This window comes from Bdellovibrio sp. ArHS (genome assembly GCF_000786105.1).
Classification (GTDB): Bacteria; Bdellovibrionota; Bdellovibrionia; order Bdellovibrionales; family Bdellovibrionaceae; genus Bdellovibrio.
The window spans coordinates 74,126-88,555 of record NZ_JTEV01000006.1; the positions used below are offsets into that span (position 1 = coordinate 74,126).

At 48.1% G+C, this 14,430-nt stretch carries 12 protein-coding genes; 4 read left to right on the forward strand and 8 right to left on the reverse strand.

The window, feature by feature from the left end:
- Nucleotides 1-27: 27 nt before the first annotated feature.
- Both OM95_RS03355 and OM95_RS03360 read right to left on the reverse strand, forming a co-directional pair.
- Complete coding sequence (locus OM95_RS03355; RefSeq protein ID WP_041870276.1) at nucleotides 28-2,250, reverse strand: transglycosylase SLT domain-containing protein; 2,223 nt, start codon at nucleotides 2,248-2,250, stop codon at nucleotides 28-30.
- 2 nt (nucleotides 2,251-2,252) lie between these two features.
- Nucleotides 2,253-3,755 carry a TIGR03663 family protein gene (locus tag OM95_RS03360; protein ID WP_291515504.1) on the reverse strand — a complete coding sequence of 501 codons (1,503 nt, stop codon included), beginning with the start codon at nucleotides 3,753-3,755 and terminating at the stop codon, nucleotides 2,253-2,255.
- An 18-nt stretch (nucleotides 3,756-3,773) separates the two neighbouring features.
- Here OM95_RS03360 and OM95_RS03365 point away from each other — a divergent pair, with 18 nt between their 5' ends.
- Complete coding sequence (locus OM95_RS03365) at nucleotides 3,774-4,505, forward strand: hypothetical protein (protein ID WP_291515505.1); 732 nt, start codon at nucleotides 3,774-3,776, stop codon at nucleotides 4,503-4,505.
- Here the strand turns inward: OM95_RS03365 and OM95_RS03370 are convergent.
- The 3 genes from OM95_RS03370 to greB all read right to left on the reverse strand — a co-directional run bounded on the left by OM95_RS03370 (nucleotide 4,500) and on the right by greB (nucleotide 6,574).
- The gene (locus OM95_RS03370; protein ID WP_291515506.1) at nucleotides 4,500-5,459 is read right to left on the reverse strand and encodes an alpha/beta fold hydrolase; all 960 of its coding nucleotides are present in this window, start codon (nucleotides 5,457-5,459) and stop codon (nucleotides 4,500-4,502) included. The two genes, OM95_RS03365 and OM95_RS03370, sit on opposite strands and share 6 nt — an antisense overlap.
- 2 nt (nucleotides 5,460-5,461) lie before the next feature.
- Complete coding sequence (locus OM95_RS03375; RefSeq protein WP_291515507.1) at nucleotides 5,462-5,950, reverse strand: DUF3465 domain-containing protein; 489 nt, start codon at nucleotides 5,948-5,950, stop codon at nucleotides 5,462-5,464.
- 147 nt (nucleotides 5,951-6,097) lie between these two features.
- Entirely contained in the window at nucleotides 6,098-6,574 is a 477-nt protein-coding gene (gene greB / locus OM95_RS03380; protein WP_041870282.1) for a transcription elongation factor GreB, read from the reverse strand.
- Nucleotides 6,575-6,721: 147 nt separating this feature from the next.
- Here greB and OM95_RS03385 point away from each other — a divergent pair, with 147 nt between their 5' ends.
- From OM95_RS03385 to OM95_RS03395, 3 genes are read left to right on the forward strand one after another with little or no spacing between them, the layout of a single operon-like run.
- Nucleotides 6,722-8,533, forward strand: a complete 1,812-nt coding sequence (locus OM95_RS03385) for a hypothetical protein (RefSeq protein ID WP_041870284.1) — start codon at nucleotides 6,722-6,724, stop codon at nucleotides 8,531-8,533.
- Nucleotides 8,533-10,146: a hypothetical protein gene (locus tag OM95_RS03390; protein ID WP_041870285.1), complete on the forward strand. Its 1,614-nt coding sequence runs from the start codon at nucleotides 8,533-8,535 to the stop codon at nucleotides 10,144-10,146. Before OM95_RS03385 ends, OM95_RS03390 begins: the two co-directional genes overlap by 1 nt.
- A gap of 15 nt (nucleotides 10,147-10,161) precedes the next feature.
- Complete coding sequence (locus OM95_RS03395; RefSeq protein WP_041870288.1) at nucleotides 10,162-11,988, forward strand: adenylate/guanylate cyclase domain-containing protein; 1,827 nt, start codon at nucleotides 10,162-10,164, stop codon at nucleotides 11,986-11,988.
- On the opposite strand, the gene OM95_RS03400 is transcribed toward OM95_RS03395, so the two are convergent.
- Genes OM95_RS03400 through OM95_RS03410 form a run of 3 tightly spaced genes read right to left on the reverse strand, consistent with a single transcriptional unit; the run spans nucleotide 11,985 to nucleotide 14,411 of the window.
- Nucleotides 11,985-13,250 carry an FtsX-like permease family protein gene (locus OM95_RS03400; protein WP_041870289.1) on the reverse strand — a complete coding sequence of 422 codons (1,266 nt, stop codon included), beginning with the start codon at nucleotides 13,248-13,250 and terminating at the stop codon, nucleotides 11,985-11,987. The genes OM95_RS03395 and OM95_RS03400 overlap by 4 nt on opposite strands.
- Entirely contained in the window at nucleotides 13,250-13,942 is a 693-nt protein-coding gene (locus OM95_RS03405) for an ABC transporter ATP-binding protein (RefSeq protein WP_041870291.1), read from the reverse strand. Before OM95_RS03405 ends, OM95_RS03400 begins: the two co-directional genes overlap by 1 nt.
- Nucleotides 13,929-14,411 (reverse strand): DUF2796 domain-containing protein, encoded by a 483-nt coding sequence (locus OM95_RS03410; RefSeq protein WP_041870292.1) that lies wholly within the window; start codon nucleotides 14,409-14,411, stop codon nucleotides 13,929-13,931. Before OM95_RS03410 ends, OM95_RS03405 begins: the two co-directional genes overlap by 14 nt.
- Nucleotides 14,412-14,430 lie beyond the last annotated feature (19 nt).

The following is a 14,430-nucleotide window of genomic DNA, read 5'->3' on the forward strand; positions in this document are numbered from 1 at the left end:
GAGCCTTTTTTCAATAAAGTATCTCCCTTATTTTGCCTTTTTATTCTGCACATCCTGCCATAGGACGGGTTTCAGAGTGAAACTGCCCTCCTCGACGAGACCATAGAGCAAAATATTACGCAGAATGGCTTTCACGTAGAAGCTCGTCTCATTCCACGGCAACTCATCAAACCATATTTCGTCGCGCACATTGCTTGATTTTTGGGACAGCAGCTCGGAAATCTCCACCCGACCTTCCATCCACGTCCGCATTCGGTAGGGTCCTGCGTTATAGGCCGCCAAAGCGAATGGCACATTATTCTCAAACTGGTCCAACATCTGGGAAATATAAAAAGATCCCATCGGAATATTTACTTCGGGGCGGAACATATCCTCGGGAAGCTCGACTTTCATCCCGAGTTTTTTAGAAACTTCCTGGGCTGTCGGCGGAATCATCTGCATCAATCCCAATGCGTTGGATGTGGACACCGCCTGCAAATTAAATGCACTTTCCTGACGAGTTAAGCTGCGCAGAAAGTTGATATGGATGCCATAGCGTTCCGCTTCCGCCTGATAAAGCGACGTGTAAACTTCAGGATACCCCAATTTAACAAACTGCTCCCGACGCAAGCGAGGGTCCGCTTCCATCGCTGATCCGACAAGACGAATCGCCATCATATACTGTTGACGGTCCGCCAACTTTTCCGCCAACGCGACCTTCAATGTCGGGTCCTTCATGAAAGGCAGTGCCGCCAATTCCGATTGTGCTTCACTGACCCACCCCGCATCGGACAAAGACTTAAATCGCTTCCACATCTTTTTCTGTGGGCCCGCTAAAAACAATTCGCTTTGTAACTTGGGCGCTTTGTCCTTCAGGTCTGGCCACGTCAGTTTGCCGTTTTGTGATTCTGCTTTTAAGCGCAGTCCATAGTACGAAAAAGGATATTTTTCGATGAGTTCAGCCGCCACCTGTTGCGCTTTTTCAGGATTTGTCTGCTGCAGACTGCGCACAAACCAATACCGCGCATTCAGATCATAGCGATCCCGGTTTTGCAGAAGCAATTTTTCCAGCACCGCACTGGCCGAAGAATAATCCTTGCGGCGAAAATGAATCAGCGCCGAACGCAGCATCGCTTCGGCCGCCTCGTCGGACCCATTATGATAAGCCATCAGTGCCGCGAAACTTTCCAAAGCCCGGTCGTATTGCCCCAAAAAATGCGCCGAACGACCGACAATCCAAAGAGCACTGGTCGATTGCAATCCGCCGGGATTTTTCTGCAATACGGTCTGCGCCAAAGACATGGAACCACTGTAGTCACCGCGTCGATGCAGATTTTGCGCCCATTCTATCAACCGACTTCCGTCGGCCTGTTCCATTTCGTCAAGCGCTTTGATCTTGGCCAGCTTTTCGGAAAGTGCGTTGTAAATTTCTAACGGCTTGTCGCGCAGGCGCTTTGCGGAACGACTGCCGGGATATTGATTTAAAATCGTGATCACATCTTTGAGCGCCGAAATAGAATCGTCCTGCTTGAGTGATTGGCGCAGACGCTCTTCAATCTTCATCTCTTCCGTCATCACCTCAACCGCAGCTTCCGGAGCCAGTTTTGGGGCCGTCACGCCTTTCGCCTTAAGCAAGAAATCCAATTTATCCTGAAGATATTTTGAATCTTTCTGATCTTGCGCCTCTTCGTACAAAAACTGCGCTTCGCCATAGTTCACTTTCAATAGCGCCAGATCTCCGAGCAATTGGAAAATCGTGGATTTCTGCTCTTTGCTCAGTTTCAAACCGCTGCCCAGAAGATCTTCTAAAAGAGGACCCGCCTTGTGATGCTTCTGAGTGACCTGATCTTCCAGATAAGCCAGTCGTAAAGCCACCCAGTTTTCCGTCACAGTGTCTGACCATGGGCCGTCCTGAAAAAGATCTTTATGACTATAAATCGTCGTCAAAGCCTTTTCCACCGCCGTAAAATTGGTTTTCTTTTTTTGCGCCTGATTCAAACAATGCAACCAGGTTTGTGCCACCCACCCGCGCAAATCTTTTTGCGTAGAAAAAACCGACGGAGCCAGGTTCACGCACTCGGCCCATTTCAAATGTATCTCGTAGTCCTTCAACTGCGATAGTGGCGATAGTTTCGTTTTCTTATGCGAAGTGGCCTGATAAAGATCGACACTTTTTTTGGCACTCAGATCCTTTAAGACGTCCACCTTCTGCACCTGAGCAAAAACGGTGGCACTGCAGAGCAAGGTGGTCATAAAGACTGTCGTTTTCATTTTCACTCCTCACCTCCGACGACTTCCGCGTTTTCAAAAGGAAGGTTCGGGAAAACAGATTTCTTCAAATACACAATGGAGGGCTCACGCGCCTGACGGAAAACAATTTGTAATTTCCAATAAGCCTCTTTTACGACAACATCAACATCTGTTGAATCCATCGGATCACAGAAATAAATCATCGCGTCCGGCAACAAGCTTTTCGAACACAGATTGTAATCCAGTTTTGTAAAAGAACGCAAAACCCAAGGCCAAGGCCATTGTTCTTTCATACCGATCTGGACGGGCTGCGAAAATAATTCGGGGTTCTTACGAACTTCCTCCAGAATATACTCCTGCAGTTTTTCCAACTCATAGGTGGAATTCACGTAGATATACGGATGCGCAAAATCCAGCGGATGTGCATACGAAGACAGGTACATGCTGCGAAGATTGAAGAACGCTAAAACAGCGACGACAGACACAGCGACCCACTTCAGCGCGGCACGCGTGAAAAACGACTGCAGGGAATATGCTAAGACAAGATAGAATCCCCAAACCAGAGACAGGATGCACCAGACCGTTTTATAAGGAATCAGCGAATAAATAAAAAGTTGAGAAAGCGAAAAGACGCTGACGACACGAAGAGATTTGTTTTTGGAAAACATCCCGGGAACAGAAAGGGCCACACCCAGCAGAGCCAGGGGCTCGGCCTGCCACAAAACCTTCAGCCAATAAAAAAACTCTTTTTCGTGTCCTTTACCGTGCACACCTGTTTGCAGCCAAGGAACAATGGCTTTAAAGAAGTCAGCCAGCCCCATCATGTTTTTAAAGAAACCGGTAAATAGTTGCACAAAGAGAATCACCAGAATCAAGGTCAACCAGGATAACTTTTGACTCCAGGCGGACTTCAGTTTTGACCAGGCAAAGATTTCTTGCAATGTGGCTGGCCCCAACGACAGAAGCCCCAAGAGCCAACAAAAGCCCGTGACGGTGAAGGTCTCTTTCAGAACCATCATTCCCACAACTCCCGTCAACACCAAGGCGAAGGCTTTGCCGTCTGGTTTTTCAAACCAACGCAAGAACCCCATGGCGAATAGCAATTGAAAAAAAACAAAGGGTGATTCATGAATCCCGGACCGACCAAAAAAAAGAACGGCGGGGCTTAATAACAGAAACACGGCCATCGTATTTAAGACCGTGCCCTTCTTTAACAAGGGAAAAAAGAAAAGCATGATGCTGAACACACTGAAGGTTGCCGGCACCGCCCGCAGGGTTTCCACACTGGCGCCCCACAGAAATTCGAAGAATTGAATCAGGTAAAACAAGAGCGGACCGTGATAATTTGTGGGGTCGTACTTGTAATACCCCAGGGCCTGCATCTGGATTACAAACCAGCCGTTAATACTTTCATCAAAGTGAATAGGCTTGTTGCCCAAGTCATAAAAACGCGTCACGACTGTCAACAGCAGTAGTGCTACCCATAACAGAGCCCCATAGTATTGCGTGACCTTTGCAAATTTCATTGTTAACTATCGTTAAAGATGGATTCTTCAGTGTCAACCTTGCATTGCTCGTTCGTGATTTATCTGCATAAAGATGCGGCCTTCATTCCTACGTTCATCAAAGATCTGCGCAGTTTTTTTCAGAAATTCCCACTGAATTACGAGGTGGTGGCGGTCATCGAAAAAAATGCCAAAGAGGCCTTTAACATTATGAAGTCGGCGCAGACAGAGTCTTCTTCTCGAGAACACATTCAGATTTTGTACAATGATAGATATTTGGGGCGAGCGGAAAGTTTACGGCGAGCCTTCACCAAGTCGCAAGCGCCCTTTGTTTTAGTGACAGACCCATTGCTCTCGACTCCTTTGGGAGATCTTTTTAAAATTCTGCAAAATCTTATGACCGACACCTCGGTGGCGATGTGCTGGGGCGAGCGGGTCTCTAAGAAAGACAGCCTTTTTCATCGCCGAACGGGGCCCCGTCATTCGGTCGAGCACTTGTTCACAGGAATTTTTAAAGACATCAAACGAGGCTTCGGCTCTTTGGACCCCTTCTGCGAAATAGGTGGCTTCTCGAAACGAGCTTGGAACGAAATAGAACCGCATCTTCCGAAAAAACTGAATGGGTGGTATTTACATCCGGACCTGCACAAAGCTTTTTCTAAAAGTGGCGAAAAGATTCTGGAGATTCCGATCTGGGATTCAGGAGCAACATCTCTGTCCTATGGACTCGTAAAAGCTCGGTGGAATCTTTTTGCGAAAAGCCTTCTATAAAACCTGTTTCAATGCGAGCAAGGCTTCATGAAGATAATAATCCAGCCAGCGCACCGAACCTAAGGGCGTTTTTTGCTTAGCTAAATACCCCATGTGCCCGCCTCGCGCCTCGACATGCAAAACCGTACTTTTGGAAAACGAGGCCTTCATATAGCTTTCTACCGAAACGAAGGGATCGTCTTGAGCCGTCAACACATACGTCGGCGTCTGAATTTTGGGCACATAGTGAATGGCCGAGCAGTTTTGATAATAGTCAAAACGATCCTTAAAACCCGCTGCAGGTGCGGTGTAGATTTGATCCATATCCCAAATAGTCGACCAAGCCGGAATGTCATATCTTTTCGGAATCAACCCTTGGCGATATTTTTCTTCCACGTTCTTTCGCAATCGTAAGACGAAGCGCAAATCATAAAGGCGATTAAAGCCTGTTTTTAAAAGCTGAGAGCCCTGCAAAAGGTCGATGGGCGCATTCACCGCAATAGCTCCATCGGGCTTTTCTTCTCCACGAAAACCGCCCAAAAGACAAAGCAGAATATTTCCACTCATGGAAAAGCCGACCGCCACCTGCTTTTTACCAGGAAACAATTCGCGAAGCTTTTTTAAGACACAGGACATGTCATCGGCCCGACCGGAATGATAGGGATTTCGCGCATAAGCCGCCCCGGCACCCGCCCCCCGATGGTTCACCAACACCACCGAATGTCCCAACTGCTGACAGACCCTGGCCGTTCTTTGCATGTAATCTGAAGTCACATCCCCCGACAGTCCATGATAGATGCTGACCACGGTGTCGGAAATGCCAGGGAGATGATAACAAAAAAGTCGATCCCCATCCGGAAGATCGACTTCAAATTTATTGCCAAAATGTGTGAGCTCGGGAGATTTTAAAAAATGAGACCATAAAGTCTGCCCGTGGCCGCTGTCGGCCCAAAAGGGAGCTTTACATGGAATCAAATCTAATCTTTGCAATAGAATTTCCCGTTTACGAAAACATAACCATCAGGGCGTTTGCCACGAGGGTCATGGTGAAGCCAATGCAACAAGCCACCTTTATTTGTCCAAATAAATTGGCCACCCATTGCCACGACGTCGCCCACTTTCACTGGAACACGCGGGCACATGTCTGAATTATACACTGCTTGCATATTCTTGCCATTGGAAAGACGGACAGTCCATTTTTGATGAGCTAAACCATTGTTGTCATCGGGCAAGATTTTTACGACAACCATGCTGCCACCTTCGACGAAATCAACACGACGTTGATCACTGATGGCTCTGACAATATCCGCATCGCTGGATTTTTCATCGATCAACGAAGATTGTGAATTTTCAATTTGTTCAGAAACCGGATTGATTTCCTGACGATTTTTACGTTTTGCTTCAACCGTCTCATAAGAAGATAGAACAAAGACAACACTAAGAACGACAGCCCATTTCATATTCATTAGTCCCCCCCGGGATATGAGGACAGAGTGTGGCCGCTTTAAGACACAAAGACAATTTCAAAAATAAAAAAATGGGGTGGAAAGTTTCCTTGTCGACGCTACGCTGTAAATTTTATAAAGCGCATTAACAGCGCTCAATTTAAAATCTTACTTATATTCGATCTTTTCTATAGTGACATACTCTTCACCGGCGGGCTTCACGATGCGAACCTCATCTCCGGCCTTCTTGCCAAGTAAAGCCTTGGCAACGGGAGACTTCCACGAAATCTTTCCGTTTTTGGGGTCAAACTCATCTTCCCCGACGATTTGATAAACCACTTCCTCTCCCTCTTCATCAGCCAGGGTGACGGTCGCACTGAAAAGGACGGTCTGTCCCTTCATGGCCTTGGGATCGACCACTTCCGCATCTTCAATTCGCTTGGTCAGAAAGTGAACCCGCTTGTCGATTTCTCGCAAACGACGCTTTCCGTATTGATAGTCTGCGTTCTCTGAACGATCACCATTACTGGCCGCCCAGGCGACCACCTCCACAAGTTTTGGTCTTTCCACGTGCATCAACTCGTGATACTCGGCTTTGAGTTTTGCTAGACCTTCGGGGGTGATGTAGTTCTTATTGTTATCCATAGGCAAGACTCTAGACCATTCGCTAGAAAGTCTCCAGTCCGTTTTTCCCCACCTCATAAATATTTTTTAACGACAAGGGCCGGTCCTAGACTTAAGCGCTATTAAACATCCAGAGAAATTCTCCGAAAAACTATTGAGGAGGATCGCATGAAAAAACAGTGGAAACGGCTGCTTGTCGCAGCACTCAGTTCATCATCAGTTTTCGCTGTGACCTGGTACTGGTATCAGACGACTGAAAATCGCAACTCCTCTTATGGTAATGAAAAACCGTTAGCTTACGTTGGTAAAGTCGTCGAAGACATTCAACGGCGTCCCGCTTCTCGTCTTCTTTGGCAGCTCGTAAATACCGGAGAACCTCTTTACAATGGCGAAGCCATTCGGACCAGCGAGCGTGGTGAAGTGCGCATTCAGTTTGTGGATTCGGATCGCTATTTGGATCTGGAACCCGAGTCTTTGATCGTCATTAAAAAATCAGAAGGCGAAATCGCCCTGGATTTAATGGAAGGTAGTCTTTTCGTCAATGCCAAGGCCGGAGGTGCGGAAGCAAATGCACCTGGTCTCGTTCTTAATTCTGCCAATGGTAAAGTCGACCTCTCGCAAGCTTCCGCCTCATTATCGAAGGGGCGTGGCAATGCCGTCGATGTCCAAGTCTTAGAGGGTAAAGCCTCACTTAAAGGCAACGATGGGCAAAGCAAAGATTTAAGTTCGACGACAATCATTAAAGTTCTAACGCCCCTGCCGCAAAAACCGATTGCCATGGATGCTGAGTCGCCAGAGCCGGTGCCCTTCCAATGGACAGGATTTCCCTCAGGAACGCAAGTTTCGTTGTGGGTAGGCTCTAGCAGAAAACAACTGAAAGAGCTGATGAAAGCTCCCTTGAATGAAAACCAAATTCTCGCTTCACTTCCCTTTGGACGTCACTACTGGAAACTTGTGGGGACTTCTTCCCTGGGGAATGTGATTGCGGAAAGCCCCATTTATAAAACCGAGATTTTGGCGCGATATGCCCCCACGGTCGTCTTCCCCACAGCCGATGCGGATATCCCTGCGGCGAAAACACCGTATGACATGACTTTTAAGTGGCAAAAAGGCGACGACACACGCCAAATGACTTTGGAAGTTTGGTCCGATGCGAATTTGCAAAAAAAGATTGCGACTCAATCTTTCGCAAACGAAGAAAGTTACACACTGCCGTCTTTAAAAGCCGGTACCTATTATTGGCGCCTGAGTTCTTACTACATTGAGTCCGACAAACCCGTCTTAGGAAAAGTTCAAAAATTCACAGTGAAGCCGGCAGAGCAAGTGCAGGCCAAAGTGGAACGGGCTCCTTTGATTCCGGTCAACGTCGACTTCACCATGCCGGAAAATCAATGGACACAGTATTACGTGGAAAAACCGCAAGTGGGTTTGACTTGGAAAGCGGATAAGACCGAGGACGTCGCCCTTTATCGCGTCAAGCTCTTGGAAGAAAATGCCGACCCGAACTCGGCCACCAGCTTGGAAGTGAAAGACACGAAGTTTTCAGCCCCTGTCGCGAAGCCGGGCCGCTACATTGCCTCGATCGAAGCGGTGAACAAAGAAGGTCAAATTCTTGGCACTAAATTATCCCAGCCTTTGACGGTGGCGCCACTGCCATTGCTGCAAGCGCCGCTTTTCGTTCCCACCGAGGGTCTGCTGCAGGCTTCTCTTGATGGCCGCACACAATTAGAGTGGACGAAATTGGATGGCGCCAAAGAATATTGGCTCACCATCCGCAAGGATGGCAAAGAGCTGAAACGCTCGAAGTACACAAACAATATGACAGCATTAAAAAATCTTCTTCCTGGAGAATACGAAATCGAACTGTCGGCTATGGACAACTATGGCCGAAGCAGTGAGGTCGCTCCGGCAAGAAAGCTTCTGGTGCCAGATAAATCCAATCTGCGCGCGCCGACGTTGAAAAAGATCAAGGTGAATTGATGCGTTTGCTGATGGCCTTTGTAATTCTGATTTTCACATTCTGGACCGGCTCGGTCTGGGCGGCGCCCTATCGCCGTTTGGTGAACTTCGAGTGGGACGCCATCGAGGGCGCAAAAAGCTATGACATCGAATTACGCCAGGTCAAAGAAGATCCGAAGAATGCCAAAACCTTTACTTTCAAAGTGAAAGAGGCGGCCTGGAATGGGCGCTTGACCCCTGGAAAATATCTCATGAAATTGCGTGCCCGCGATTACCGTGGCGTCCCTGGTGACTGGTCACCCGAAAGTGATTTCAACGTGGGCCTAGAGGCCGCCGTTCTGAAATTCCCCGCCCCGCGCGCAAAAATCGCCAGCAAAGAAGACGACAGTGTGAAAATGGAATTCACCTGGAAGCCTGTCGGCGGCGCGGATATGTATCAATTTGTTCTGACTTCTGAGGACGGAAAAACCCAAATCAGTGAAGTCGTTCGCGACACCAAAATGAAAGCGTCCCTGCCGGTTGCCAGCAATTATACCTGGAAGGTTTTAGCAGCAACCGAAGAGGGCATTCGCAGTGACGCCACCTCTGTCGGACAATTTTCCGTCTTAGGAAAGGCATTGGAAAATCCCAGAATTGAAAAACCGGAAAGTGAATTTGTTCGTGAGGTCAAGTGGACTCGCCCGAAGCATGTCACTTCTTTTGATGTTTTCGTTTTAAAGTTGAATGAAAAAGATAAAAAATGGGAAAAGTATAAAGTCGTCGAGAACACTCAAGACGAATCTTTGCCTTTTGATGAAACCTGGCCGGGCGGCCGCTATCAGGTTGTGGTTCGCGGTAAATCCAACTTGCGCCCCAGCTCGCAACTGGCCAAACAAAGTTTCGCCGTACGCCACGGAGACCGCTCCCCCGCGGCGGAATACACCGCGCTGGTGCGCAAATCCATCGACCGTGTGACGGGATGGTATGCCGTGGCCAGCTATCTTATTACGGAAATGCAGTTCAGCGGAAAAAATCCAGAAAAGAATTCCGCAGTGGCCTACAGTGCTTTGGGGGGAACGGGCCGATTGGGACTGGGTTGGTTTGGCGATCGCACACCATGGGGCTTTTTGGCCATCTTGGATATGAGCGGCTTCACTTTCAACGGTAAAACTCAAACTTTCGCCTCTGCCGAAGCCAATGCTGTTTATCGCAAAAATCTGGGTGATCGCGGGGAAGTCCGTTTCCAAGTAGGACCTTACTATAAAGAACTTCCTGAAACCGTTGGTGACCCCTTCTCGGGAAATTCAGAAGATTTGAAAATCACTTCAGCAGGTCCACATTTTGGCGCTGAATACTGGTATTCTTTAACGCCGAAACTGGGCATTCAGATCAACGCGCACATGTATGTGTCTCTTCTAAAAATCAGCACGCCCAATGGCGCTCCATTGACCCCGTCGATGTCGACGCAATATGGATTTTTGGGAAGCTACCGCTTCACCCCGACTTTCACCGGTTTGGTCGGATACGCCCGCCGGGAAGATAAAATGAGCTACAAAGCGATTCCGGCATCAGACAATTTCGCCGTAGACGGAGATACCAATGAATCAACCATCGTCGGAAACTATCTAAATATTTTCGCGGAGTGGGCTTTCTAAGCTCTGGGAGATGATATGAGAATACCTATTTCGACAAAACTCATTACGGTGACAATCCTGATCCTGGTCGCGGCGACAGGAACGATCACCTGGATCTCTTCGGACTACTTCGAGAAAAAGGCTTCCGAGCAGGTCGATATCGCGAACTTAGAGTCCGCAGCGGCCAAAGCCAAGGAAGTGGAAAACATCGTCAGTTCGTTGGTCGACAAAACCCGTGTCACGGCCTCGGTTTTGATGAAAGACACCTCTGATCAAAATGCCGCCAGCAATGATTTTGAATTCAACTTCACTAAAGATAAAAACTTTGTCTCTTTAGAAATTCTGAAACTTGATGGAACTGCGGTACAAACCGTGGTTCGCAGAGTGAAAGAAGATGTTCTACGCCCCTATAATTTGGGCAGCAACTACATCATCAATGTTCGCTCCTGGCAGAAATTCCCGATCCGCAATGTTGCCCAAGGGAATGTCGAACTTAAAAACGCCTCTTATCCGAAAGCCCCCGCGATGATCACGATCGGTATTCCCTTGATTCGTGATGCCCAAGGAAAAATCACTCACGTGGCTTTGGCGGACATCACGCTGGCTCCTTTGGAAAAGCCCTTCACCGACCCTTCTGAAAGAACTCAGTATCTGGTGGATCGTTATGGCGAACTCTTGGCGCACAAAGATGAACAAAAAGCCATGGCGCGGTTGAATGTCAGCAACAATCCTTTTGTAAAAAAGGCTCTTGCGCAAAAATCACCTCAATACCAGACAAAATTTATCGATCCTGATTTCGAAAAGAACTATTTCGGCGCCTCGGTGAAAACTTCTTTCGGCGCCACAGTGATTTCACAGACCTCCGAAGAAACAATTCTGGAAGTGTCGCGCGAAGTACGACGCCGAGCGATTTTCGTGGCGGGTTCGGCGATATCCATGGCGATTTTCTTTATCTTCTTGTTCTCTATGACCCTCACCTCGCCCATCGAAAAACTGGCGGATATGATCAATCTGGTTTCTAAGGGTAACTTCGATGTGAAAGCCCGCACTCAGGTGAAGTCCCACGATGAAGTGGGTGATTTGGCCGAAGCCTTTGATCACATGACCGAAGGTCTTAAAGAACGCGACAAAGTGAAAAGTCTTTTCTCGAAGTTCCACGGCTCTTCCGTCGCGGAGGATTTGATCGGTAAAGACATTGGTGTCGGTGGACAATCCAAAGACGTGGTCGTCTTCTTCTCGGACATTCGTGGTTTTACCGCCTTCTCGGAAAAGCGCTCGCCAGAAGAAGTTGTGGAAATGCTGAATGAATACTTCGGAGTGATGGTGAAGATCATCAACTCACACGGCGGTGTCGTCGATAAATTTATCGGAGACGCGATCATGGCCGTGTGGGGGGCTCCGAAAAGTTCGGACCGGGACGCTCACAAAGCGGTTCGCGCCTGTCTGGAAATGCGTCGTGCCCTTGAAATTCTGAATGAGACACGCATTGGCCGAGGCCAGCCTCCGATCAACATCGGAATGGGGCTGCATGCCGGACTGGCAATTTCAGGAACCATCGGTTCTGACGAGCGTATGGAGTATACCGTTATCGGCAATACCGTGAACACGGCCTCTCGTATCGAAGCTTCAACCAAAGCCTTCGGTGCGGATCTGTTGATCTCAGATACCGTGATAGAAAAAATTGGCGAAGATTTTAAAACCGAACTGGCTGGTGCCGCCGAGGTTAAAGGTCGCTCTGAAGCTCTTAAGATGTTCAAGGTTCGCGGCTACCGCGCCGAAGACGGCACTCTCGTTGAAGTGAAAACACCGTATTCGGATTACGAAGCCGAGGCGGCCGACAAAGTTAAAGTCAAGGCCGCTTAAAGCTTCACACTCAGGCCGTCTTTCAAAGCCAATCCCTGCGCTCGCAACGCGGGGATCAAACCCATCAAAGTTCCACCGACAAAAGTGATCAGAATATAAAGCAGTTCCATGCTGGTGAGCCAAGGCCCCACCAGATAAAGACCAAACTCCCCTTCGATCCACGGGCGCAGCACTGCCAATAAAGTCCAAGAAAAAAGTGTTCCCAAGACAATACCAACCACCGTAAGCAAAGCTGATTCAAATACCAACAACCCCACGATTTGCGAGGACTTTGCCCCGACCGCACGCAGGATCGCCATTTCCCGGCGACGCTCATTTAAGGTTGTCGTTAAGGCAATCAGCATCGAAACAAGCCCAACAAGAACCACCATCCAAGAGATAATTCTTAAAACGCCTTCGACATAAGAAAGACCATTCCACAATTCACTTAAGGCGACCCCCGGAATGACTGCCAGTAAAGGTTCTTCTTTGTAGTTATTGATTTCTCGCTGCAGCTTCAAAGTTTCAATGCGTGACTTTGCGCCCACGAAAAAAGCTGTCAACGTATGAACTTTCAAACTTTCTTTATGCAACTGCTCGCGAGGAATCGCTTTTTCCGCCGTCGGAGCCGCCCCATCCGCCCAATCAATATGCAGGGCTTCCATGCCTTCCAAAGACATGTAAACAGCGCGATCCAAAGGGGTTCCGGTCGCTTCCATAATTCCCGTCACCACAAAGGGTTTGTCGGCATGATTCTGAATGCCCTCCCCTTTAGTGACTCCGTGAGCGACCACAATACGATCCCCTAAGCGGTACTTCAATTTACGCGCAACATCCGCACCGATGACTACATCCCACAAGTCTTTAAAGACGGCCCCTTGGGCAAGTTGTACTTTTTGATTGCCGCGAAAATGATAGTGATTAAAAAAATCTTCCGTCGTGCCGACGACGCGGAAACCGCGATGACCATCGCCCAACGAGTACGGAATCGTCCATTCGATCGCAGGGTGCTTTTTAAGATCCTGATAAGTTTCGTAGGAAATATTGTGAGTGGCGTTTCCCATGTTGAAAACCGTATACAGAATCAACTGCAAAGAACCACTGCGGGCGCCCACGATCAAATCTGTCTTACTGATCGTCTGAGTGAAACCTTCTTCAGCGGCCCGCTTTGCTCTTTCCACGGACAAAAGAAGCATCACACTTAAGGCAATTGAAAGCACGGTCAAGGTCGTTGCAAAAGCGCGATTCTTTAAAGATTTAATAGCAAGTTTAAGAAAGACCATTATCCAACCCTATTGATGGAGTCTAACGAGATGCTGCGACTAAAAAGTTTTTCCATGGTGCGATCATGCGAAACAAAGACAACAGTGGTTCCATAGAGATCCGCCAATTCAAACATCAGCTTCAGAAACTTTTCACGATGATCTGTATCCAGGGCCGAAGTGGGCTCGTCGGCTAAAATCAAGTCGGGCTTTCCCAGCAAAGCCCGCGCCACCGCGACCCGCTGCTGTTGTCCCACACTCAGCTGAGACACTTTTTTACCCAGAAGATCACCAATTCCCAGATTGCCACACAACGCGCGGATCACCATCTCGGTGTCAACACTTCCCAGACGCGCTTTCCGCGCCGGGCTAAGGTGTAACGGCAATTCGATATTTTCCTGAACACTCAAGTACGGAATCAAATTGAAGTTTTGAAAGACATACCCCATGTGCTCCGCGCGAAAAGCATCGCGGTCGGCATCGGTCATCTTTCCGAAATCAAACCCCAAAATTTTCAGACTTCCCTGCGTCGGCTTTAAAACACCCGAAAACAACTCTAACAACGTGGTCTTACCAGTGCCACTGGGACCATAAAGAAAAAGCTCTTCCCCGCGCAAGACCGAAAACTCGGGAATCTTCAATGTCGGTTGCGATTGGCCCGGATAGGTGTATTGCAGATCACGCACCTCAATCAGGATGTTACTTGAGCTCAACGCTGTCTCCGTTCTTCTGTACCTGCAGTGACTTTTGCACGCCATCCGCCAGCACATCCACTTGAACCTTCTTCAAACGGGAAAACTGTTTGGTAAAATTAAAGGTGATAGTACTTCCGGCCACGGGAGTCGCACAAGTTACATTGAATTCAGCTTCAATTTCGGCGTGAGAATCCTGTTGGTTCACTTCAAATATGTCTTTTTTAATTGCACATTTCAAAGCGGGATCTAAAACAATCATTTCAGCGATTTTTTCTTCCAATTTGGCCAAAGCCTTTTCTTTTTTCTGTTTGTCGGCTTTGGTTTTCGCCTGGTGTTCAAACCCCATGATGGCTTCCGCAGGAACATGAAGTTCAATTTTTCCGTTCTTTCCATCAAAAGCCACACTGACTTTTCCCGCACCGTGAACGTGGGCCCCATGTTCGCGGGCTGCAAAAAGCATTGTCGAAAGCAGAAGAATCTTAATCATACGAACTCCTTCGAGAAAA